This window comes from Aeromonas allosaccharophila, from assembly GCF_000819685.1.
In the GTDB taxonomy this organism is placed as follows: Bacteria; Pseudomonadota; Gammaproteobacteria; order Enterobacterales; family Aeromonadaceae; genus Aeromonas; species Aeromonas allosaccharophila.
This window is the reverse complement of the sequence record NZ_CDBR01000033.1, coordinates 45,188-66,470: the sequence shown is the minus strand read 5'-3', so window position 1 is coordinate 66,470 and position 21,283 is coordinate 45,188. Positions and strand designations below refer to the sequence as shown.

Below are 21,283 nucleotides of genomic sequence, written 5' to 3'. Positions count from 1 at the left end.
CTTGTTCGCACCTTCCCTAGATGTCTCTATAAATTCATAATGTCGGTCATTTATAAATGATTTATTAAAACCATTTCTTTGAGTCCATTCAACATCATAACCAAAAGCATGAAATGTTATTTTGTTTTTAGACCAGCCACCATCATCAAAATAAGTAATCTCATCACCAATGAAAACTGCATTAGCAAAAAAACATAATATATCCATTGTCCCTTCCAAAATAGAAGGGCGCTTTCGCGCCCTTCTATTTTAATTACCCTTCCTGACTTTCCTCCGCGACCGGCTCGGCACCGGCGGCAGGTTCAATTTCGATGCGATCAACGCGCTGCAAACCACGGGGCAGCTTGGCGCCACGGCGGCCGCGCTCGCCGCGGTAGTAGTCAAGATCCGAAGGTTTGAGGGTCAGCTTGCGCTTGCCGGCAAACAGGGTGACATATTGCCCCTGCGGGATAATGGCGGCCATCACCATAAACTCTTCCCGCGCCTTGACCCGGGCCGACGGTATGCTGATGAGCTTGTTGCCCTTGCCCTTGCCGAGTACCGGCAGGGTGTTAAGCGGGAACAGCAGCATGCGCCCTTCGTTGGAGATGGCCATGCAGAGATCGGTCTCCGGCGAGCCGATCTTCTGGGGTGCCATCACCTGACCCCCTTCCGGCACGGTGAGCAGCGCCTTGCCGTTCTTGTTCTTGCCGATCAGATCGTCATAGGTGCAGACAAAGCCGTAACCGGCATCGGAGCAGATGAGGTAGGGCTCACCCTCGTTGCCCATCACCAGATGGCGCACCTCTTCCCCAGCCCCCAACGCAAAGCGGCCGGTGAGCGGTTCGCCCTGACTGCGCGCGGATGGCAGGGTGTGGGATTCGAGGGCGTAGGTTCTCCCCAGGGTGGAGAGGAACACCGCCTGCTGGTTACTGCGGCCACAGGCGTGGGCCAGATAGCTGTCCCCCGCCTTGTAGGAGAGCCCCGCCACATCGACATCGTGGCCCTTGGCGGCGCGCACCCACCCCTTGTCGGAGAGGATCACGGTGACCGGTTCGCTGGGAATCAGCTCCTTCTCGGTCAGCGCCACGGCGGTGGCACGCTCCACCAGCGGGGTGCGGCGATCGTCGCCGTACTTCTCGGCATCGGCCAGCAGCTCTTTCTTGAGCAGGGTGTTGAGGCGACGCTCGGAGCCCAGAATGAGCTCCAGCTTGTCGCGCTCTTCGGCCAGTTCGTTCTGTTCGGCGCGCAGCTTGAACTCTTCCAGCTTGGCCAGATGGCGCAGTTTCAGCTCGAGGATCGCTTCGGCCTGGGTTTCGCTGATATTGAAGCGCTCCACCATCACCTTGCCCGGCTCATCCTCGGTGCGGATGATCTCGATCACCTCGTCGATGTTGAGGTAGGCCACCAGCAAGCCTTCGAGGATGTGCAGGCGAGCCAGCACCTTGTCGAGGCGGAATTGCAGACGGCGACGCACGGTCTCGCGGCGGAAGATGATCCACTCGGAGAGGATCATCTTGAGGGTCTTCACCTGCGGTCGGTTGTCGAGGCCGAGGATGTTGAGGTTGACCCGGTAGTTCTTCTCCAGATCCGTGGTGGCAAACAGGTGGGCCATCAGCCCCTCTACATCCACCCGGTTGGAGCGGGGGATGATCACCAGACGGGTCGGGTTTTCGTGGTCCGATTCATCGCGCAGGTCGGTGACCATCGGCAGCTTTTTCGCCACCATCTGGGCGGCGATCTGCTCCATGATCTTGGCGCCGGAGGCCTGATGGGGCAGCGCGGTGATGACGATGTCGCCATCCTCCTCGCTCCAGACCGCCCGCTGCTTGATGGAGCCCTTGCCGGTCTCGTAGATTTTGCGGATGTCGTCGCGCGGGGTGATGATCTCGGCGTTGGTCGGGTAGTCCGGCCCCTGAATGTGCTGCATCAGTGCATCGAGACCCGCATCGGGGTTGTCGAGCAGCTCGGCACAGGCGTAAGCCACTTCCCGCGCGTTGTGGGGCGGAATGTCGGTCGCCATCCCCACTGCGATACCGGTCACCCCGTTAAGCAGGATGTGCGGCAGACGGGCGGGCAGCACCACCGGCTCCTTCATGGTGCCGTCGAAGTTCGGCGTCCACTCCACCGTGCCCTGGCCGAGCTCGGAGAGCAGCAGCTCGGAGAAGCGCGACAGCCGCGCCTCGGTATAACGCATCGCAGCGAAGGATTTGGGATCGTCCGGCGCCCCCCAGTTGCCCTGACCGTCCACCAGCGGGTAGCGGTAGGAGAAGGGCTGGGCCATCAGCACCATGGCTTCATAACAGGCGCTGTCGCCGTGGGGGTGGTACTTACCCAGCACGTCACCCACAGTACGGGCGGATTTCTTGTGCTTGGAGAGCGCCGACAGACCCAGCTCGCTCATGGCGTAGATGATGCGCCGCTGCACCGGTTTGAGACCGTCGCCGATATGCGGCAAGGCCCGATCCATGATGACGTACATGGAGTAGTTCAAGTAAGCCTGTTCGGTAAAGGTGCGCATTGGCTGGCGCTCTACCCCGTCCAGACTGAGCTCGATAGCATCACTCATATGTTTTTCTCTTGCTATGGCGCGCCCCTGGAGGGCACGCCTGAAATGCGGGTCGGCAGGTGACCGACGGCTTAGATGATGGCCAGGTTGCCCTTCTCTTCCAGCCACTCGCGGCGATCGCCCGCCCGCTTCTTGGCCAGCAGCATGTCCATCAGCTGCAGGGTCTCGTCAGCCGCATCCCCTTCGCTCTCTCCTGCCGGCTCCATGGTGAGCTGCACCAGACGGCGAGTGTTGGGATCCATGGTGGTTTCCCGCAGCTGTTTCGGGTTCATCTCACCCAGACCCTTGAATCGGGTCACCATCACCTTGCCCTTCTTCTTCTCGGCCTCAACCCGCTGCAGCACGCCGTTCTTCTCGTCCTCGTCGAGGGCGTAGTAGACCTCTTTACCGATATCGATCCGGTAGAGGGGCGGCATGGCGACATAGACGTGGCCCTGATTGACCAGCGTGCGGAAGTGCTTCACAAAGAGGGCGCAGAGCAGGGTGGCGATGTGCAGACCGTCCGAGTCCGCATCCGCGAGGATGCATACCTTGCCGTAGCGCAGGCCGCTGAGATCCTCTGAGTCGGGATCGAGCCCGATGGCCACCGAGATGTCGTGCACCTCCTGCGAGGCGAGCACCTGACCGGCCTCCACTTCCCAGGTGTTCAGGATCTTGCCGCGCAGCGGCATGATGGCCTGAAACTCGCGATCCCGCGCCTGCTTGGCACTGCCGCCCGCGGAGTCACCCTCCACCAGGAACAGCTCACCCTGCATGGGGTCGGCACAGTTACAGTCGGTCAGCTTGCCGGGCAGCGCCGGGCCCTGGGTGATCTTCTTGCGCACCACCGTCTTGGCGGCGCGCATCCGGCGCTGGGCGCTGCTGATACAGATCTCGGCGATCTGCTCTGCCAGCTCGGTATTGCTGTTCAGATAGAGGCTGAAGGCATCCTTCACCACGCCGGAGACAAACGCCGAGCTCTGGCGGGAGGAGAGGCGCTCCTTGGTCTGACCGGCAAACTGCGGATCCTGCATCTTGATGGAGAGGATGTAGGCGCAGCGATCCCAGATATCTTCCGGGGTCAGCTTGACCCCGCGCGGCAACAGGTTGCGGAACTCGCAGAACTCGCGCATGGCATCGAGCAGCCCCTGACGCAGACCGTTGACGTGGGTGCCGCCCTGCGCGGTGGGAATGAGGTTCACATAGGATTCGGCAAGGCATTCGCCCCCTTCCGGCAACCAGCAGAGCGCCCAGTCCACCGCCGATTGTTCGGAGCTGAACGAGCCGATAAAGGGCTGCTCCGGCAGGCAGGTGAACTGCTTGACCGCATCGACCAGATAATCCTTGAGGCCATCTTCGTAGCACCACTCCAGCTTGATGCCGGTGTTCTTGTCGAGGAACTTGATGGTGAGGCCGGGGCAGAGTACCGCCTTGGCTTTGAGCAGGTGCTCCAGCTTGGTGACCGAGAACTTGGGCGAATCGAAGTAGCTCGCCTGCGGCCAGAAGCGCACCCGGGTGCCGGTGTTGCGACGACCGCAGGTGCCGGTGATGGTCAGCTCCTGCACCTTCTCGCCACGCTCGAAGGCGATGTCGTAGACCTGACCGTCGCGGCGCACCGTCACCTCGACCCGATCGGAGAGGGCGTTTACGACCGAAATACCCACCCCGTGCAGACCGCCGGAGAACTGGTAGTTCTTGTTGGAGAATTTGCCGCCCGCGTGCAGCTTGCAGAGGATCAGCTCCACCCCGCTGACCCCCTCTTCCGGGTGGATATCGACCGGCATACCGCGGCCGTCGTCGATCACTTCGAGGGACTGGTCTTCATGCAGGATCACCTCCAGACTGCGGGCGTGACCTGCCAGCGCTTCATCGACGCTGTTGTCGATGACCTCCTGGCCGAGGTGGTTGGGCCGGGTGGTGTCGGTATACATGCCGGGGCGACGACGCACCGGCTCAAGGCCATTGAGGACCTCAATGGCATCCGCATTGTATTGAGTAGACATGGAGGGCCTTGCGAATTGACGTTTGGAGGGAATCTTAACTGCTAGGCGGGGGCAGGACAAACGCCCCGCGCCGAAAGCTTGATCTGGAGAAGGACAAGCAGGGCGAGACCGCCCTTTTATAACCCGAGGAAGTGGATGATCTGGGCAGGATAGCGTTCGAACGCCACGAAGGCGTGGTCGCCGCCGCACTCCAGCGAGAGACGGGCAAAGCGGTATTCATCCAGCGCCTTGCGATAGTCGAGCACCTCATCACCCTGCTGTTGCAGGATCCAGAGTCGATCCGGCGCCGTCACCGGTACCGCCAGCGCCCGCAGCTCATCCATATGCTCAGGCAGCAGCTGGTACTGCTCCCCGCTATAGGGATTGGTCTGGGGGCCGAGGTAATCACGGAGCAGCTCGTGCGGACGCACCGCCGGATTGATCAGCGCCGCGCGGCAACCGTATTGTTCGCTCACCCGGGTCGCCATAAAGCCGCCGAGGGAGCTGCCTACGGCACCGAGCTTGAATTCGTTGCCATAACGACGCTGCAGATCGGCAATGGTCTGCTCGATGGCCGCCCAGGCCGCCGCTGGCGTATTGGGCTGGGCCGGAATGATCACCTCGATGTCGGGCCGGTTGGCGGCCACCCAGGCAGCCATCTGCTGCGCCTTGGCGGAGCCCGGTGAGGAGTTGAAACCGTGCAGATAAAGGAGAACCGACTTCATGTAATGCTCTCCTCAATAACCGGTGGCATCAGGGTCGGGCACAAACTGCCCCACCGGCAGGCGCCACACCTCGCTGGCCACCCGCCCATCCGGATAGAGGGTGAGATAGCGCCAGCCCGGGCCGGACTCATCCAGCGCGAAGCCATCACAGAGCGGTTTGAACTGGATGCAGGTGGAGGGACTGGCAATCAGTCGCACCCCGCGGTGCACCTCGTCAAACTCCTGATGAACGTGGCCGAACAGGATGGTTTTCTGCTGCGGATGACGGGCCAGCACGGCGAACAGGTCATCGGCATTCTTGAGATTGTGCTGATCCAGCCAGGCGCAGCCCACCGGTACCGCCTGATGGTGCAGGGTGATAAGAGCGTGGCGATCAGGATATTGGCGCAAGGCGCGGTCGAGGGCGGCCAACTGGTGATCGCCAATCATGCCGTGGGGTTTGCCGCGCACCTGGGTGTCGAGCAGGATCACCTGCCAGTGGTCGCCCACCAGCTGCTTGGATTCGCTGATCCCGGCGGCATGGAGATATTCGGTCATCAGCGGGCTGTCATCGTGATTGCCGGGCAGCCAGTAGATGGGGCGGCCCAGAGGCGCCATCATGGAGGCAAAACGCTGATAGGATTCCGGGCTGTGATCCTGCGACAGATCGCCGGTCGCCAGAATCACCTCATAGGGGTGTTCGTTGGCCTGCACCTGTTCCAGCACGGCGGCCAGACTCTCTGCGGTGCGCACAGCCAACAGCCGCCCTTCGGCACTCGCGAAGAGGTGGGTATCGGTAATTTGCAACAGGCGCACACTGCCGTCCTGCGCCTGGGGGAGCTCTGTTTCCAAAATCACGCTTCTTTTTATATGTTCAACTGGAGATATTGATCGGGCTGGTACCATGTCTGAGACAAAATTTTAGCCATTCGGCCAGAAACAGATTTACCTGCTCCTTTTCGTCCCGCTGGTGCATCTTTTTATTGGGATAATCATAACGTGGTTGCAAACGGGAAATCTGTTGCGCTGCACACACTTCCGCCATCCGCACATCATGGTACAAACGAATCTCGATTTGAGCCTGCAGATATTCGGGCAATTCGGGGTTGTGCTGACTCAGGATCACCTGACTGGTGAAGCGACTCTCGCCAATGATGGTGAGCTGGAACTGCAGATCGTTGCCGACCCGATAGCGGCGCTCGGCCCCGACCTCACCATCAGGCGGCAGCAGTTTCATCAATGCCATGTAGTTGACCTCGCAGGTACGCTGCAAGGACATCAGATCAGGCACATAGCGCCTGCTCTGCTGCAGGGTCAGCGCCACCTCAGCGATCCGCCAGCCAGCGGGCGCGCAGCTCGCCGTGGTTGAGAGCCAGCCACTGCAGGGCGATGACCGAGGCGGCGTTGTCGATGCGCCCCTCTTTGAGCCAGGCGTAGGCCTGCTCGCGGCTCACCACGTGCACCCGGATATCTTCGCCCTCTTCCGCCAGACCGTGCAGCCCTTCGGCCTTGCTGGCATCCACCTCGCCCACATAGACCTCGATCCGCTCGGTGCTGCCACCCGGGCTCACCAGATAGCTGATGGCGTGCTCGCAGCGGGCCACCTCGATCCCCGCCTCTTCCACCGCTTCGCGGCGAACCACGTCTTCAGCGACCTCACCTGGGTCTATGATGCCGGCCACCAGCTCCAGCAGCCAGGGGGTCGGGCAGGTCTCCATGGCGCCGATACGGAACTGCTCCACCAGCACGATCTGATCGCGCACCGGATCATAGGGCAGCAGCGCGGCAGCATGGCCCCGCTCGAACAGCTCGCGCACGATGGGCTGATTCCAGCCGCCTGCAAATAACCGATGCTGCAGACGATAGACATTCACCTTGAAGAAGCCGTTATATCCAGCTGATTTTTCAATGATTTTCACATCGTCGGCGGCGTAATGCCGATCTTGCGGCAAGGGTTGCTGCGACATCCGGGACTCCCGTCAGCTTGACTTGTATCAGTTTGACCATAAAATCCGAGGGACATGAATGAACGTTCATTCACTCGGCGTACCATGGCAATGAGGGGTGGATTTTAGCAGCCACAGACCATTTGGCTAGGCGCGCGGGGAGAAAACTGCGTCCGGTTCTTGACGTTCCCGTCACCGGACCTGAGACTCTTAGCATTAAATTTTGCTTATAGTAGAGTGATTAAGCTGCAATCAAGCTTGGTCGGTGACAATATTTGCCCTCTCCAGCAACCAGTTTGGGTTACTACATAAGGTTAAAACGATCTATGAAAAGAACACTCTTGTCCGTCATGGTGTTGCTGGGCGTCAGTGCCGGTGCCCATGCCGAAAACCTGCTCGACATCTACCAGCAAGCCCAGATCAAAGACCCGCAGTTGCTGCAGTCCAAAGCCGTTCGTGACCAGGCCTTCGAGAAGATCAATGAATCCCGTGCTGCGCTCTTGCCACAGATCAACCTGGGTGCCGGTCTGAACTACCTGCAAAACAAAAATGACACCCAGAGCAACAACAAAGCCTCCGGTTCTCTTTCGCTGGATCAATCCATCTATCGTCGCAGCAACTGGGTCAATCTGGACCTGACCGAGAAAGGCGCCACCCAGTCCGACGTTGCCTACAACCTCGAAGTGCAGAACCTGATGGTGCGCAGCGCCACCGCCTATTTCAATGTGCTCAAGGCGATGGATACCCTGGAATTCGTCCGTGCCAACAAGGTTGCCGTTGAGCGTCAACTGGAACAGACCCAGCAACGTTTCGAAGTGGGCCTGACCGCCATCACCGATGTCCATGAAGCCGAGGCTTCCCGCGACCAGGCACTGGCCGACGAGATCAACGCCGAGAACGAGCTGGCCAACAGCTATGAAGCCCTGCGCGAGCTGACCGGTATCGATCACCGCAATCTGGATGTGCTGAACACCGATCGTTTCAGCCCGCAGAAGACCGCCTTTGGCTCCGACAAGTGGCTGGAGCTGGCGCTGGACAAGAACCTGCAACTGCACAGTGCCCGCATCACCAAGGATATCGCCAAGGAGCAGATCGATCTGGCCAAGACCGGTCATGAGCCGACCCTGGATCTGGGCGCCGGTCTGCAAACCAGCAATACCGATTACAAACTGGATAGCATCCCGGGCGGCAATGACAATCAGGCCAATATCGGTCTGACCTTCAAGCTGCCTATCTACAGCGGTGGCGCCACCACTTCGCAAGTGAAACAGGCCCAGTTCAACTACGTGGCCGCCAGCGAGCTGCTGGAGAAGAACTTCCGCTCGGTGCAGAGCACGGTGCGCTCCTCCTACAACAACGTGAACGCCAGCATCGGCTCGGTGCGCGCCTACAGCCAGTCCGTGGTCTCCGCCGACAGCGCCCTGAAGGCGACCGAAGCCGGTTACGAAGTGGGCACCCGTACCATCGTTGACGTGCTGGACTCCACCCGCAAGTTGTACGAGGCCAAGCAGAAGCTCTCCGAAGCCCGCTACAACTACATCCTCAACATCCTGAGTTTGAAACAGGCTGCTGGCGTGCTGGAAGCGCAGGATCTGGTGGAAGTGAACCAGGGTCTGATGCCAGCCACGGCAAAAGCCAAAACCAAAGGCTGATAGCCGTTATCGGACATGAAAAAGGCGACCGCAAGGTCGCCTTTTTGTTATCCGTATTTCTGTCGGCTTGCTACCGCCGATAGAGAGCCCCGCCTGATTGCGGGGCCCGCAGCGCGTTAGCCGCGCTCGCGAATCGTCTTGATGATGTCGCTGGTGGAGCAGCCATCTTCGAAGTTGAGGACGCGCACTTCGCCGCCATTGGCAGTCACTTCGGCGTAACCGGCAATATCTTCCGGCTTGTAGTCACCGCCCTTGACCAGCAGGTCGGGCAGGATCTCGGCGATCAGGCGCTGCGGGGTATCTTCACCGAACGGCACCACCCAATCCACCGCGCCCAGCGCAGCCAGTACGGCCATGCGACGCTCGGTCGGGTTGACCGGACGACCCGGCCCTTTCAGACGGCGAACCGACTCATCGGTGTTGACCGCCACGATCAGTCGATCCCCCAGCTTGCCCGCATTGGCCAGATAGGAGACGTGACCGGCATGCAGGATGTCGAAGCAGCCGTTGGTCATCACCACTTTTTCACCGCGCAGACGGGCGGCACGAACCGCCACTTTCAGCTGGGCTTCGGACATGACACCGAAACCGGTCCCCTGTTCGGTATAGAGGGCGTTGGCCAGCTCAACCGGGCTAACGGTAGAGGTGCCCAGCTTGCCGACCACGATACCGGCAGCGGTATTGGCCAAGGCACAGGCTTCGTCCAGGCTCTTGCCTGCCGCCAGCGAGGTGGCCAGGGTGGAGATCACGGTATCACCGGCACCGGTCACATCGTAAACCTCGTGGGCCTGAGCCGGCAGATGCAGCTCCGGCTGGCCTTCGCGGATCAGGGTCATGCCGTTCTCGGAACGGGTGACCAGCAGGGCATCCAGCTCGAAGCGCTTGACCAGCTCCAGTCCCTTGGCGACCAGCTCCTCTTCACTCTTCACCTTGCCCACCACAGCCTCGAACTCGGACATGTTGGGGGTCAGCAGAGTGGCACCGCGGTACTTCTCGAAGTCGGTGCCCTTGGGATCGACCATCACCGGAATACCGGCGGCGCGGGCCCGCTGGATCATGCCGGGCACGTCGTTCAGCGCACCCTTGCCGTAGTCGGAGAGGATCATCACGTCGCTGTTCGGCAGCGCCTGCTCGACCTTGCTCATCAGCAGGGTGGCATCGACGGCGTGGAAGGGCTCTTCAAAGTCCAGACGCAGCAGTTGCTGGTTGCGGGACAGGACACGCAGCTTGGTGATGGTCGGGAAGTCGGCCAGACGAACGAAGTCACAGGCCACCTTGACGCCAGCCATCTGACCGGCCAGCGCATCGGCCGCTTCATCCTGACCGGTCAGGCCAAGCAGCACGGCGTGGGCGCCGAGAGCGGCGGAGTTGAGGGCCACGTTGGCCGCGCCACCGGGACGCTCCTCAATGTGTTCAACCTTGACCACGGGCACCGGCGCCTCGGGGGAGATCCGGCCGGTGGGGCCATGCCAGTAACGGTCCAACATGACATCGCCTACGACCAGAACGCGGGCTTTTTCAAACTCGGGCAGGGTGATCTTCATCTGTATCGACTCTCAAAACCTGAAAAATCAGCGGGCGATTTTATCACACTCTTTTATTCGGTGGAGAAAAAGCCGACCGCAGTTGCCGCCGCTGTCACGCTAACCGGACGCAGGCCACCCCTCTGACCAGCACACTGCCATTCGCCCCCGCCCCCCCTTTTCGGCTAGAATCCCCCGATTGTGTTTGCGAACAAGAGATTAGCCATGGCCCATGACAACGCTCCCCGCCTGGAGCCCCACCTGTTTCATCCCCGTTACTGGGCCAGCTGGTTCGGCCTCGGCCTGCTTTGGCTGCTGACCCTGCTGCCGTGGCGCAGCCAGATGTGGCTGGGTCGTCAGCTCGGTCGTCTCGCCGCCAGGATATTGAAGTCCCGGGTAAAGATTGCCCGTCGCAATCTGGAACTGGCCATGCCCGAGCTGACCCGGGATGAGCGCGAAAAACTGCTCAAGCAGAACTTCGAGAGCGTGGGCTGCGCCGTGTTCGAGGTGGGGATCGCCTGGTTCTGGCCAGACTGGCGGATGCGCAACCTGATGAAGGTGGAAGGGGAAGAGCATGTCATTGCCGCGATGGAAAAAGGTCAGGGCATGCTGCTGCTCTCCTGCCACTTCCTGACGCTGGAACTCAACGCCCGCTGTTTCGGGCTGGTTCGCCCCGGCGTGGGGGTCTATCGCCCCAACACCAATCCGGTGCTGGAGTATGCCCAGTACCACGGTCGCTGCGCCTCCAACAAATATCTGGTGGACCGGATGGACGTGAAGGGGATGATCAAGGCGCTGCGCAACGGCGACGCCCTCTGGTACGCGCCGGATCACGACTACGGCAGCCACGCCAGCGTGTTCGTGCCCTACTTCGCGGTGGAGCAGGCCGCCACCATCACCGGCACCGCCACCCTGGCGCGGGTGAAGAACACCGTCACCCTGCCCTGCTACAACATCCGCACCAGCGAGGGTTACACCCTGCATATCGGGGCGCCGCTCGCCGACTACCCCAGCGGGGATGACATGGTCGATGCCGCCCGCGCCAACCGCGAGATTGAAGCCGCCGTGCGCAAGGCGCCGGAGCAGTACATGTGGCTCCATCGCCGCTTCAAGACCCGCCCCTCCCCCGAGGATGCAGGCTTCTACTAAGCCGCAGTCCCCGACAGGGGCCAGATCGCAAAAACCGACAAACCGCCTGCTGGCGGTTTGTTTTTATCTGCTGTCTGCCCTGTGCGGCAAGCAAGCGCCCCGAGCGTCAGCCGTGCAATCACATCCTGCATGTTGGCGCCCATTCCCATCAACCAGTCGCAAAAGAGCCCTCATCACCGACCGTAAAAACTGAAAGCGGGTTACAAACTTATTGATTCATTGATAAGCAGTGAGAGGTTTCGATAGATCCATCGTCACCACCCGCTGATGAGTGATTGAGTGACTTGACCCATTCGAATACAAAAATTGAATTTGCGACCTGAGTCACCTTTAACCAAAGGCACCACCAAACAACTTTGGTGATTTGAGTCACAAAAAATGGTCATGCAAAACAGAAAAGATCGAAATGTAGCCGAATTACAGCATCCGAATGTGATCAGGATCACTGGTTGTTGAGGGGGTATGGCGGGGTATCTGAGAGGTGGATCACAAGACACCCCGTTTTCAGCCTAATTTGATCGCAAGCTGGTAGATTGAAGTTGCTTAGACGACCGGGATGGCGGTTCGGCAAAACCGGCCATCCCGACTACCACTTTTAATCAAACAGGCTTAAAACGGGGTCCCGACATGTTATCACCGGATACCAAAGTCAAGATACAGAATTTTGGACGCTTCCTGTCCAATATGGTCATGCCCAACATAGGCGCCTTCATCGCCTGGGGCTTTATCACCGCCCTCTTCATCCCCACCGGCTGGCTGCCAAGCGAAACCTTGGCCAAGCTGGTCGGCCCCATGATCACCTACCTGCTGCCGCTGCTGATTGGCTACACCGGCGGCAAACTGATGGGCGGTGAGCGCGGCGGCGTGGTCGGTGCCATCACCACCATGGGCGTCATCGTAGGGACCGATATCCCGATGTTCATGGGCGCCATGATGGTCGGCCCGCTCGGTGGCTGGGCCATCAAGCGCTTCGACAAGGCGATGGATGGTCGCGTCAAGAGCGGCTTCGAGATGCTGGTCAACAACTTCTCCGCCGGCCTTATCGGCATGCTGCTGGCCATTCTCGCTTTCTTCGTGATTGGCCCCTTCGTCAAGGTGCTCTCCGGCGTGCTGGCCGGTGGCGTCGGCTTCCTAGTGGATAACCACATGCTGCCGCTCACCTCCATCTTCGTCGAACCGGCCAAGATCCTGTTCCTCAACAACGCCATCAACCACGGCATCTTCTCGCCTCTGGGGATCCAGCAGGCGACCGAGCACGGCAGCTCCATCTTCTTCCTGATCGAAGCGAACCCGGGCCCGGGCATGGGCGTGCTGCTGGCCTACATGGTGTTCGGTCGCGGTGCGGCCAAGCAGTCCGCGGCTGGCGCCTCCATCATTCACTTCTTCGGCGGCATCCACGAGATCTACTTCCCGTACGTGCTGATGAACCCGCGCCTCATTCTGGCGGTGATCGCCGGTGGCATGACCGGGGTCTTTACCCTGACCCTGTTCAATGCCGGTCTGGTCTCTCCCGCGTCGCCGGGCTCCATCTTCGCCGTGCTGTTGATGACACCGAAAGCCTCCCTGATCGGAGTCGCCCTCTCCATCATCAGCGCGACTCTGGTCTCCTTCCTGGTCGCCGCCGTGTTCGTCCGTGCCCAGCAACCGGAAGCTGACGAGGCCGATGCGCTCGGTGAAGCCACCCGCAAGATGAAAGCCATGAAGGGCGGCAAGCCCGAGACCGCCGCGGCCAAGAAACCGGGCGGCGAACTGATGGCAGTACGCAACATCGTGGTCGCCTGCGATGCGGGCATGGGTTCCAGCGCCATGGGCGCCGGCATGCTGCGCAAGCGGGTGCAGGCCGCCGGGCTCGATATCAGCGTCACCAACCGTGCCATCGATCAGCTCGACGATCAGGTGGACTGGGTCATCACCCACAAGGATCTGACCGAGCGGGCCCGTCGCCATGCGCCGAACGCTCACCATATTTCCCTGACCAACTTCCTCGACAACGGTCTCTATCAGGAGCTGGTACAGAGCCTGACCCAGGCCGCCAACGATGACGTCGCCAACCCGCAACTGTTGGTGGCGGCCAACGATGACAGCTACGAGCCGCAGGCCGCCGAAGTCTTTACCCTGAGCCGTCATGACGTGCATCTGGGACTGAAAGCGGACAGCAAGGAGGCCGCCATCCTGACCGCGGGCCGACTGCTGGCCGAGCGCGGCTACGTGGCGCCCGACTATGTCAACGCCATGCTGGAGCGCGAACAGCTGGTCTCCACCTACCTAGGCGAATCCATCGCCGTGCCTCACGGCACCATCGCCGCCAAGGAGTTTGTGAAGCGTACCGGCATCGTCATCTGCCAGTATCCGGCCGGGGTCGCCTTTGGCGAGGCGGCTGATGAGGTGGCGCGACTGGTGATCGGCATCGCCGCCCGCAACGACGAACACATGCAGGTGATAACCCGCCTGACCAATGCACTGGATGAACCCGGTCTCATCGACCGGCTGGCCAGCACCACGGATCCCCAGGCCTTCCTGGATCTGCTGGGTGCCGAACAGGCTGCGTAATCATCTTTCATCGTCTTTGGTTCAAGAGGTTAATATCATGAAAACATTGCATTTTGGTGCTGGTAACATCGGTCGCGGCTTTATCGGCAAACTGCTGGCAGATGCCAGCCATCAGGTCACCTTCGCCGACGTCAACGACACGCTTATCGATCAGCTCAACCACCGTCAGGAGTACAAGGTGCACGTGGTGGGGGCGGATCAGAAGCTGGACGTGGTGCGCAACGTGGCGGCGGTGAGCTCCGCCGGTCACGAGGTGATCGCCCGCATCATCACCGCCGATCTGGTCACCACCGCGGTCGGCCCCAACATTCTGGACAAGATTGCCAGCACCCTGGCCAAGGGGCTGCAGGCCCGCTTCGATGCCGGCAACCTGACCCCGCTCAACGTCATCGCCTGCGAAAACATGGTGCGCGGCACCAGCCATCTCAAGCAGGAGGTACTCAAGTACCTGCCAGTCGCGTATCATGCCACGCTCGAATCCTGCATCGGCTTCGTCGACTCGGCGGTGGATCGCATCGTACCGCCCGCCGCGGCCGCCAACGATGATCCGCTGGAAGTAACGGTAGAGAGCTTCAGCGAGTGGATCGTCGACCAGACCCAGTTCAAGGGGGAGCTGCCCCAGGTGGCGGGCATGGAGCCCACCGACAACCTGATGGCCTTCGTCGAGCGCAAGCTGTTCACCCTCAACACCGGTCACATCGTCACCGCCTACCTCGGCAAACTGCGGGGCTATCGCACCGTGCGCGAGGCGATCGAGGATCCGGTGATCCGCAGCAAGGTGCGCCGCGCCATGGAGGAGAGCGGTGCCGTGCTGGTGAAACGCTACGGCTTCGACCCGCGCCTGCATGCCGCCTACATCGAAAAGATCCTCTCCCGCTTCGCCAACCCCTATCTGGTGGACGAGATTGACCGGGTCGGTCGTCAGCCGCTGCGCAAGCTGGCGGCGGGGGATCGACTGGTGAAGCCGCTGCTCGGCACCCTGGAGTACGGCCTGCCCAACGAGCAGTTGCAGGAGGGGATCGCCGCGGCGCTCCACTATCGCAACACCGATGACCCGCAAGCGGTGGAGCTGCAACAGCTGCTGGCGGAGTTGGGCCCGGCCAAAGCGCTGGCCCGCGTCACCGGGCTGGATGAAGAGAGCGAGGTGGTTCGCGCCATCGTCGCCCGTTACGAAACCCTGTAATAACCCTGCTTGCGGCGCATTCAGCCACCACTGATAGCGCCACAAGCGCTTGAATGGCAAGGGAATGTGCCCCATATGATAAAAACCGGGAGAGAGGCCCACTCTCTCCCTGTCAGCTGGACCCTATACACCTATGACCACACACCAGGAAGATGAAGTACTGGAACGACTAAACGAGCAGGATGGCCCTCGCGGCTTCTTTCTCGAAGCCGTGACCATCCTGGAAGAGGCGGTCGACTCCCTGATGCGACGCGCGTTCCGTCAGGAGGAGTATGCCGTCAAATACGCCATCGAACCCCTGCTCAACCAGAGCGGCCCCCTCGGCCAGCTGGAAGTGCGCCTCAAGCTCATCTTCGCCCTCGGCCTCATCTCCCTGGAGCGCTATCAGGATATCGAAGCCTATATCAAGATCCGCGACTTTCTGGTACGCGACCCCAAGGATTACCGCTTCAGCGACAAGCCGATCCGCGACCTGCTCGACCGCCTGCACGGGGTCAATCAGGGCGGCATGATGAAGCTGGAGCCCCCCGCCAGCGAAGAGGATTGGGCCTTCTACCAGATGCAGCTCAACCGGCTCGATCAGATGGTGCGCTCCGCACTGGTGCTGGCGCTGGCCGACTGTGTCGGCGAGCTCCACAAGGAGAGCCCCATCTGATCGGGCTCACGCTCATGACCGCCCCGCTGGCGCGCTTTTTCTGCGCCGCCCTTGCCACTGCACCTTGCCCCGCCCATTGGCAGATGCCACTCTGATCCAGCACCGCCTCGCCTGTACGTCACACACTATTGGCGCCACAGGCAGAAAAACCCTCACATGGAAGAAGCGAACGTCATGAGCGACCCGAACGTCAACCCGCTGATTGCCCCGCTGCTGGCGCTGTTGCAGCAGGCGGCGGGCAGCTACAAGGTGCACGAGCTGATGGCCGCCCTGCGCCAGCAGGGGGCGATCCCCCAGCTGGCCGACGACGAGCAGTTGCAGCTGTTTCGGGTCAACTTCCTGCTCATGAACGCCCTCTACCAACTGCAAGCCGAGCTTTATGAAGAGGGTTGGTGGCTGGTGATCAGCACCCTGGATATCCGGCTCGAACCGCTGGCCAAGACCCCGGAGGCCAGCCACGCCTTTGCTATCGGCGAAAATCTGCGCAGCTATTACCTCGACTGGCAGGTGTTCTGGCAAACCGACCGTGCCGAGGTCGAAGCCCTGCTCAACCGCTTCTGGCGCGCTTATGACGGTGAGGGGCACAAAGCCGAGGCGCTGGCCCTGTTCGAGCTGAATGAAGGGGCGAGCCAAGAGGCGATCCGCCGCCGCTGGCGGGAGCTGGCGCTGCAGCACCATCCGGATCGGGGCGGCAATGCCGAAACCTTTATCCGCATCCGCTGGGCCTGGCAGTGCCTGCGGGGATAAGCCCGTTGCCGCACCACTGTTGCCGCATATAAAGGGCAGGCATAGACTGGGAGTGGATATTCCCCAAAGGAGCGCATCATGACAGTCAGTGAACTTCGTAAGCTCTATCAGCAACAGATCCTGCAAGAAGCCGAAATTCTCCACGACGTTGCCATCCCCGGCTGGCTTATCGAATTCAGAGGCAAGGATGGTGCCCTCTACGAGCTGACCGACACCCTCGGCTGCCCGGTCAGTTTCGGCACCGTCGATCAGGCCCGCGAACATCTGCATCTGGTGGCCGACTGCCCGATGCAGGTGGAGCACCTCTACCGCTTCTTCGAACGCTAGATCAGCACCTGCCACACAGCAAAAAGGCTCCCGAGGAGCCTTTTTCTTATTCCGGTTACTTGCTATTCCGGTTGCAGGGGTTCTGCCACCTTGCCCTCCAGCTTCCTGACCGGTTTTTGCAAGATCAGGTTGGCCGGATAGGTGACCAGATCGCCGTTGTCATCCCGTACCCGCACGTAGAACAGGCCAATCTCGGTGATGATGCCGGTGACCGAGTCGTCCTTGTCGAGGATGCGGATCCGGTCGCCAATCTTGTAGGGAAAGGCGAAGAAGATGGTTATGCTGGCGGTAATGTTGGAGAGGATCGACCACTGGGCCACCATGGCGACCCCCAGTACCGCAAAGAAAGATGACGCGAGCACCACCAGTCGGGAGAAGTCGAGCCCCCACACCCCGGCCAGCACCAGCAAGGTGGCGCAGCCGAGCAGGAAGTGGAACACGTGGGCCACGTAGAGCACCCGGTTCTCGCTCACCTGTCTGCTCTGACCGAGCGCCAGCAGACTCTTGTGAATAAGCCGCCGGATCAGGGTGTGCCCCAGCAACAGCAGCAGGGTCAGGCCAATGGATTGCCACATAGGTTATGCCTCCCTACCACCAGCGCCGGTGCTTGAGCCAGATGGCCAGCCCGCTGGCCAGCGCCACCAGGGATCCGCAGAAGACCCAGAAGGCGGTCGGGCTCTCGGCCCCCGGAATCCCCCCCAGGTTGATGCCAAACAGACCGGTCAGGAAGCTGGCGGGCAGAAACAGCAGCGCCATCACCGACATCTGGTAGGCGCGGCGGTTGGTCGCCTCCGCCATCAGATTGTTGATCTCGTCCGCCAGCACGGCGGTACGCGCCACCCCGGCATCGAGGTCATCGAGCCAGCGCCGCAGCCGGTCGGCGATATCGAGCAGACGACGGCGGTCATCCTCATCCAGCCAGCTGATCTTCTCGTTGGCGAGGCGCGCCACCAGATCCCGCTGGGGGGAGAGGTAGCGGCGGATCATGATGAGCTGCTTGCGGATCAGCGCCAGGCGGCCATTGGCGGGCAGGTCGCGCATTAGCACCATCTCCTCCAGATCGAGGATCTTGTCGTGCAGCTCCTCGACAAACTCCCCCGCCCGATCGGTCAGGGCATCACAGATCTCCACCAGCCAATCGGCCGGGGTATCGGCACCGCCCCCCAGCTTGAGCTGGTTGAACACATCCTGCTCGGAGAGCAGCGGGCGACGACGGCTGCTGATGATGAGATCCGGGGTGATGAAGATGCGCAGCGCCACCATCTCCTCGGGCCGGTGATCCTTGTTGTGGTTGATGCCACGCAGGATCAGCAGCACCGTCTCCCCCATCCGCACCAGCTTGGGACGATTGCTCTGGCCGAGCAGCGACTCCTTGGCGGCCTCACCCAACAGCGGGGTTTGCAGCAACCAGCGCGCCGAATCGGGATGGCCGTAATCCAGATGCAGCCAGCCGGGGCGATCCCCCGGGATCTCGCTTCCCGCCGCCAGCGGCGCCATGCCACCCTTGCCATCCAGGGTCAGGGCATAAATCACTTCACCGGGCACCCGATCCATCTCGTCTCCTTCTCGTTGCATGTGCTGGCCCCAGCTTACACGAAAGGTGAGGCAGACTCAGCCCCGCACCGGCAAGGGGAGGCTTGTGTTAAGATGCCCGCTCTCGTTTCTCTCCGCTTTCACTACAGGAAACCATGCCATGCCCATCTGGGTTGATGCCGATGCCTGCCCCATTCCGGTCAAGGAGATCCTCTACCGCGCCGCCCACCGCGCCCAGGTCGTCACCACCCTGGTGGCCAATCAGGGATTGCGGGTGCCCCCCTCCCCCTTCATCAAAACCCAGCAGGTAGATAAGGGGTTCGATGTGGCAGATCATGTCATCGCCCAGCAGGTTCAGCCCGGCGATCTGGTGATCACCGGCGATATTCCCCTCGCCTCCTGGGTGATCGATGCCGGTGGCGAGGCGCTCAATCCCCGTGGCGAGATCTACACCCGCGAGACCATCAAGGCGCGGCTCGGCATGCGCAACTTTATGGAGGAGCTGCGTTCGGCCGGTGTGCAGACCGGCGGCCCGGCCCCCTTCAATGCCGCCGACAAACAGCGCTTCGCCAACGCCCTCGACAAGTGGCTGGTCAAAGGCAAGCTGTAAAGAGACCCTAAAGGCGCCCAATATGGGCGCTTTTTCGCCGTAACATCCTGATTTTTAAAATAAGAGCTGACCACAACCGTCAGGCTGGTAAGATGCGCCGCCATCTTGTCCACGCCGTAATCATCATGACCGCCCAAGGACACCTGCTCTTCTCCGTTACCTGCACCCTGATCGCCCACAAACTGCAGCTCACTCCGGCGCTGGCCGATGCCAGCCTGTGGCAGACCATCCCTGCCGCGCTGGCCAGCGCCCTGTTGCCCGACCTCGACCACCCCAAATCGGTGCTGGGGCAGCGACTGCCGTGGATCTCGAAACCTTTGTCGCGGCTGTTTGGCCATCGCGGTTTCACCCACAGCCTGCTGGCGGTCGTCGCCGCCGTCTGGGGGCTGAACCAGAGCCTGCCGCCGGGCACCCTGCCCGTGGGGGTCAAGGATGCCCTGATCGTCGGCTACCTCAGCCATCTGCTGGGGGATTGGCTCACCCCGGCGGGCATTCCGCTCTTCTGGCCCATCAAGCGCCGCTTCCGACTGCCGGGCTGGCCGCTGCGCAGTGGCGGCGCCATCGAAACCGGCTTTTGCACCCTCACCCTGCTGGTTGCTGGCTGGTGGTGCGGCTGGCGGCTGTGAGCCAGAAACAAAAAAGCCCCTGACGAGGTCAGGGGCCCAAGCAGTGGCGCGAGCCACTAGAGGATCAGATCATGATGCCTGCGATAACCGCAGAGAGCAGGCTGACCAGGGTAGAACCGTAGACCAGCTTCAGACCGAAGCGCGAAACCATGTTGCCCTTCTCTTCGTTCAGCGCTTTTACCGCACCGGCGATGATGCCGATAGAGCTGAAGTTGGCGAAAGAGACCATGAAGATGGAGAGGATGCCGACGGTACGCGGAGAGAGCTCGGCAGCCACCTTGCCCAGATCCATCATCGCCACAAACTCGTTGGTCACCAGCTTGGTCGCCATGATGGAGCCCGCTTGCAGCGCTTCACCACTCGGGATACCCAGGATCCAGGCGATCGGGTAGAAGAGGTAGCCCATGACGAACTGGAAGTTCACGCCAAATGCCATCTCGAACAGGTAGTTGACCAGGGCAATCAGAGCGATGAAGCCGACCAGCATGGCACCCACGATCACAGCAACGGTGAAACCGGCCATGATGTACTCGCCCAACATCTCGAAGAAGTTCTCTTTCTTCGGCGTGTGGTGCTCGTCACCTTCGGCAATGGCCTTGATGTCGGTCACGGAGTTATCCGGCTCGTAGGGGTTGATCAGAGAGAGCACGATGAAGGTGCTGAACATGTTGAGCACCAGCGCGGCAACCACGTAGCGCGGCTCGATCAGCTGCATGTAAGCACCGACGATGGACATGGAGACGGTAGACATCGCCGTCGCCGCCAGGGTGTACATCTGCTTCTCGTTCAGGTGCGGCAGGATGTTCTTGAGGGCGATGAAGTTCTCGGATTGACCGACGATCATCGAGCTGATGGCGTTGAAAGACTCCAGCTTGCCCATGCCGTTGATCTTGGCCAGCACGGTACCGATACCGCGGATCACCAGCGGCAGCAGGCGGATGTACTGCAGAATACCGATCAGCACGGAGATGAAGACGATGGGCATCAGCACCATCAGGAAGAAGGAGAAGGCCCCTTCGTTAACCAGGCCACCGAACACGAAGTCGGTACCCTGTTTGGCAAACTCCATCAACTTGGTGAAGCCGGCCGCGAAGCCACCCACCACCGCCAGACCCACTTCGGAGTTCAGCATGAACCAGGCCAGCGCCAGTTCGACCACCAGCAGTTGGCCGATATAACGCAGTTTGATCTGTTTCCAGTTGTGGCGGTTAGCCAGCAAAGCAAGAGCGAGGACCATCACCAGTCCGAGCACAAAGTGAATGTATTCCATACCTGTAGCACCTGAGTGAATTGTAATTTTTGACCGGCGCCATCATAGACATTTGCACATTTAAAAATCAGATAGCCATCACAATCCCGCCCAATAATATGCATGCAGGATAATACAAACGTTTTTAAATTAATTACGCAATGAACTGATATTAATCGCACAACATAGATAACATAAATCCTTTTAAAACATCATGTTGGGCAATGCAGACGCCGTTTTCATGTTTTTTGAAAATATTCGAGCAGCATTTTCGCAACATCCATTGCGGCGTAGTCGCTGCTCGTGGAATATTTTTCAGC

General features: G+C 60.6%; 20 protein-coding genes. 9 read left to right on the top strand and 11 right to left on the bottom strand.

Annotated features, from left to right (window positions below):
- The 7 genes from BN1115_RS22195 to nudF form a co-directional block, all read right to left on the bottom strand.
- Window positions 1-207: hypothetical protein (locus BN1115_RS22195; RefSeq protein ID WP_156135270.1), on the bottom strand; the 207-nt coding region annotated here is incomplete at its 3' end.
- A 46-nt stretch (window positions 208-253) separates the two neighbouring features.
- Window positions 254-2,548, bottom strand: coding sequence for a DNA topoisomerase IV subunit A (parC, locus tag BN1115_RS06950; protein ID WP_042656612.1), 2,295 nt, complete (start codon window positions 2,546-2,548; stop codon window positions 254-256).
- Between the two features lie 71 nt (window positions 2,549-2,619).
- Window positions 2,620-4,530, bottom strand: coding sequence for a DNA topoisomerase IV subunit B (gene parE, locus BN1115_RS06945; RefSeq protein WP_042656611.1), 1,911 nt, complete (start codon window positions 4,528-4,530; stop codon window positions 2,620-2,622).
- A 116-nt stretch (window positions 4,531-4,646) separates the two neighbouring features.
- Window positions 4,647-5,234, bottom strand: a complete 588-nt coding sequence (locus BN1115_RS06940; RefSeq protein WP_042656610.1) for a YqiA/YcfP family alpha/beta fold hydrolase — start codon at window positions 5,232-5,234, stop codon at window positions 4,647-4,649.
- A 12-nt stretch (window positions 5,235-5,246) separates the two neighbouring features.
- Window positions 5,247-6,065 carry a 3',5'-cyclic-AMP phosphodiesterase gene (gene cpdA / locus BN1115_RS06935; RefSeq protein WP_042656609.1) on the bottom strand — a complete coding sequence of 273 codons (819 nt, stop codon included), beginning with the start codon at window positions 6,063-6,065 and terminating at the stop codon, window positions 5,247-5,249.
- Between the two features lie 22 nt (window positions 6,066-6,087).
- Window positions 6,088-6,492: a DUF1249 domain-containing protein gene (locus BN1115_RS06930; RefSeq protein ID WP_050514255.1), complete on the bottom strand. Its 405-nt coding sequence runs from the start codon at window positions 6,490-6,492 to the stop codon at window positions 6,088-6,090.
- A gap of 46 nt (window positions 6,493-6,538) precedes the next feature.
- Window positions 6,539-7,180 carry an ADP-ribose diphosphatase gene (nudF, locus tag BN1115_RS06925; protein ID WP_042656608.1) on the bottom strand — a complete coding sequence of 214 codons (642 nt, stop codon included), beginning with the start codon at window positions 7,178-7,180 and terminating at the stop codon, window positions 6,539-6,541.
- A gap of 305 nt (window positions 7,181-7,485) precedes the next feature.
- On the opposite strand from nudF, the gene tolC reads away from it, so the two are divergent.
- Window positions 7,486-8,811: an outer membrane channel protein TolC gene (tolC, locus tag BN1115_RS06920; RefSeq protein ID WP_042656607.1), complete on the top strand. Its 1,326-nt coding sequence runs from the start codon at window positions 7,486-7,488 to the stop codon at window positions 8,809-8,811.
- Window positions 8,812-8,927: 116 nt separating this feature from the next.
- On the opposite strand, the gene hldE is transcribed toward tolC, so the two are convergent.
- On the bottom strand, window positions 8,928-10,355 hold the full coding sequence (hldE, locus tag BN1115_RS06915) for a bifunctional D-glycero-beta-D-manno-heptose-7-phosphate kinase/D-glycero-beta-D-manno-heptose 1-phosphate adenylyltransferase HldE (RefSeq protein WP_042656606.1): 1,428 nt from the start codon (window positions 10,353-10,355) through the stop codon (window positions 8,928-8,930).
- A 204-nt stretch (window positions 10,356-10,559) separates the two neighbouring features.
- Between hldE and lpxL the strand changes: the two genes are divergently transcribed.
- The 6 genes from lpxL (at window position 10,560) to BN1115_RS06885 (ending at window position 16,945) form a co-directional block, all read left to right on the top strand.
- Window positions 10,560-11,483: an LpxL/LpxP family Kdo(2)-lipid IV(A) lauroyl/palmitoleoyl acyltransferase gene (gene lpxL, locus BN1115_RS06910; protein ID WP_042057533.1), complete on the top strand. Its 924-nt coding sequence runs from the start codon at window positions 10,560-10,562 to the stop codon at window positions 11,481-11,483.
- Window positions 11,484-12,110: 627 nt separating this feature from the next.
- On the top strand, window positions 12,111-14,033 hold the full coding sequence (locus tag BN1115_RS06905) for a PTS mannitol transporter subunit IICBA (RefSeq protein WP_042057534.1): 1,923 nt from the start codon (window positions 12,111-12,113) through the stop codon (window positions 14,031-14,033).
- A 37-nt stretch (window positions 14,034-14,070) separates the two neighbouring features.
- Window positions 14,071-15,216: a mannitol-1-phosphate 5-dehydrogenase gene (locus BN1115_RS06900; protein WP_042656605.1), complete on the top strand. Its 1,146-nt coding sequence runs from the start codon at window positions 14,071-14,073 to the stop codon at window positions 15,214-15,216.
- Between the two features lie 133 nt (window positions 15,217-15,349).
- Window positions 15,350-15,871 (top strand): MltR family transcriptional regulator, encoded by a 522-nt coding sequence (locus BN1115_RS06895; RefSeq protein WP_005335907.1) that lies wholly within the window; start codon window positions 15,350-15,352, stop codon window positions 15,869-15,871.
- Window positions 15,872-16,045: 174 nt separating this feature from the next.
- On the top strand, window positions 16,046-16,618 hold the full coding sequence (locus tag BN1115_RS06890; RefSeq protein ID WP_042656604.1) for a DNA-J related domain-containing protein: 573 nt from the start codon (window positions 16,046-16,048) through the stop codon (window positions 16,616-16,618).
- 78 nt (window positions 16,619-16,696) lie between these two features.
- Window positions 16,697-16,945: a hypothetical protein gene (locus BN1115_RS06885; protein ID WP_042656603.1), complete on the top strand. Its 249-nt coding sequence runs from the start codon at window positions 16,697-16,699 to the stop codon at window positions 16,943-16,945.
- A gap of 62 nt (window positions 16,946-17,007) precedes the next feature.
- On the opposite strand, the gene BN1115_RS06880 is transcribed toward BN1115_RS06885, so the two are convergent.
- Together BN1115_RS06880 and zntB are read right to left on the bottom strand one after the other, a co-directional pair.
- Complete coding sequence (locus tag BN1115_RS06880) at window positions 17,008-17,520, bottom strand: mechanosensitive ion channel domain-containing protein (protein WP_042656602.1); 513 nt, start codon at window positions 17,518-17,520, stop codon at window positions 17,008-17,010.
- A gap of 13 nt (window positions 17,521-17,533) precedes the next feature.
- Window positions 17,534-18,499: a zinc transporter ZntB gene (gene zntB / locus BN1115_RS06875; RefSeq protein WP_042656601.1), complete on the bottom strand. Its 966-nt coding sequence runs from the start codon at window positions 18,497-18,499 to the stop codon at window positions 17,534-17,536.
- 139 nt (window positions 18,500-18,638) lie between these two features.
- Between zntB and BN1115_RS06870 the strand changes: the two genes are divergently transcribed.
- Together BN1115_RS06870 and BN1115_RS06865 are read left to right on the top strand one after the other, a co-directional pair.
- Entirely contained in the window at window positions 18,639-19,088 is a 450-nt protein-coding gene (locus tag BN1115_RS06870) for a YaiI/YqxD family protein (protein WP_042656600.1), read from the top strand.
- Between the two features lie 125 nt (window positions 19,089-19,213).
- Window positions 19,214-19,714 carry a metal-dependent hydrolase gene (locus BN1115_RS06865; protein ID WP_042656616.1) on the top strand — a complete coding sequence of 167 codons (501 nt, stop codon included), beginning with the start codon at window positions 19,214-19,216 and terminating at the stop codon, window positions 19,712-19,714.
- 64 nt (window positions 19,715-19,778) lie between these two features.
- Here BN1115_RS06865 and BN1115_RS06860 read toward each other — a convergent pair whose 3' ends face one another.
- Window positions 19,779-20,984 carry a NupC/NupG family nucleoside CNT transporter gene (locus BN1115_RS06860; protein WP_042656599.1) on the bottom strand — a complete coding sequence of 402 codons (1,206 nt, stop codon included), beginning with the start codon at window positions 20,982-20,984 and terminating at the stop codon, window positions 19,779-19,781.
- Window positions 20,985-21,283: the final 299 nt, after the last annotated feature.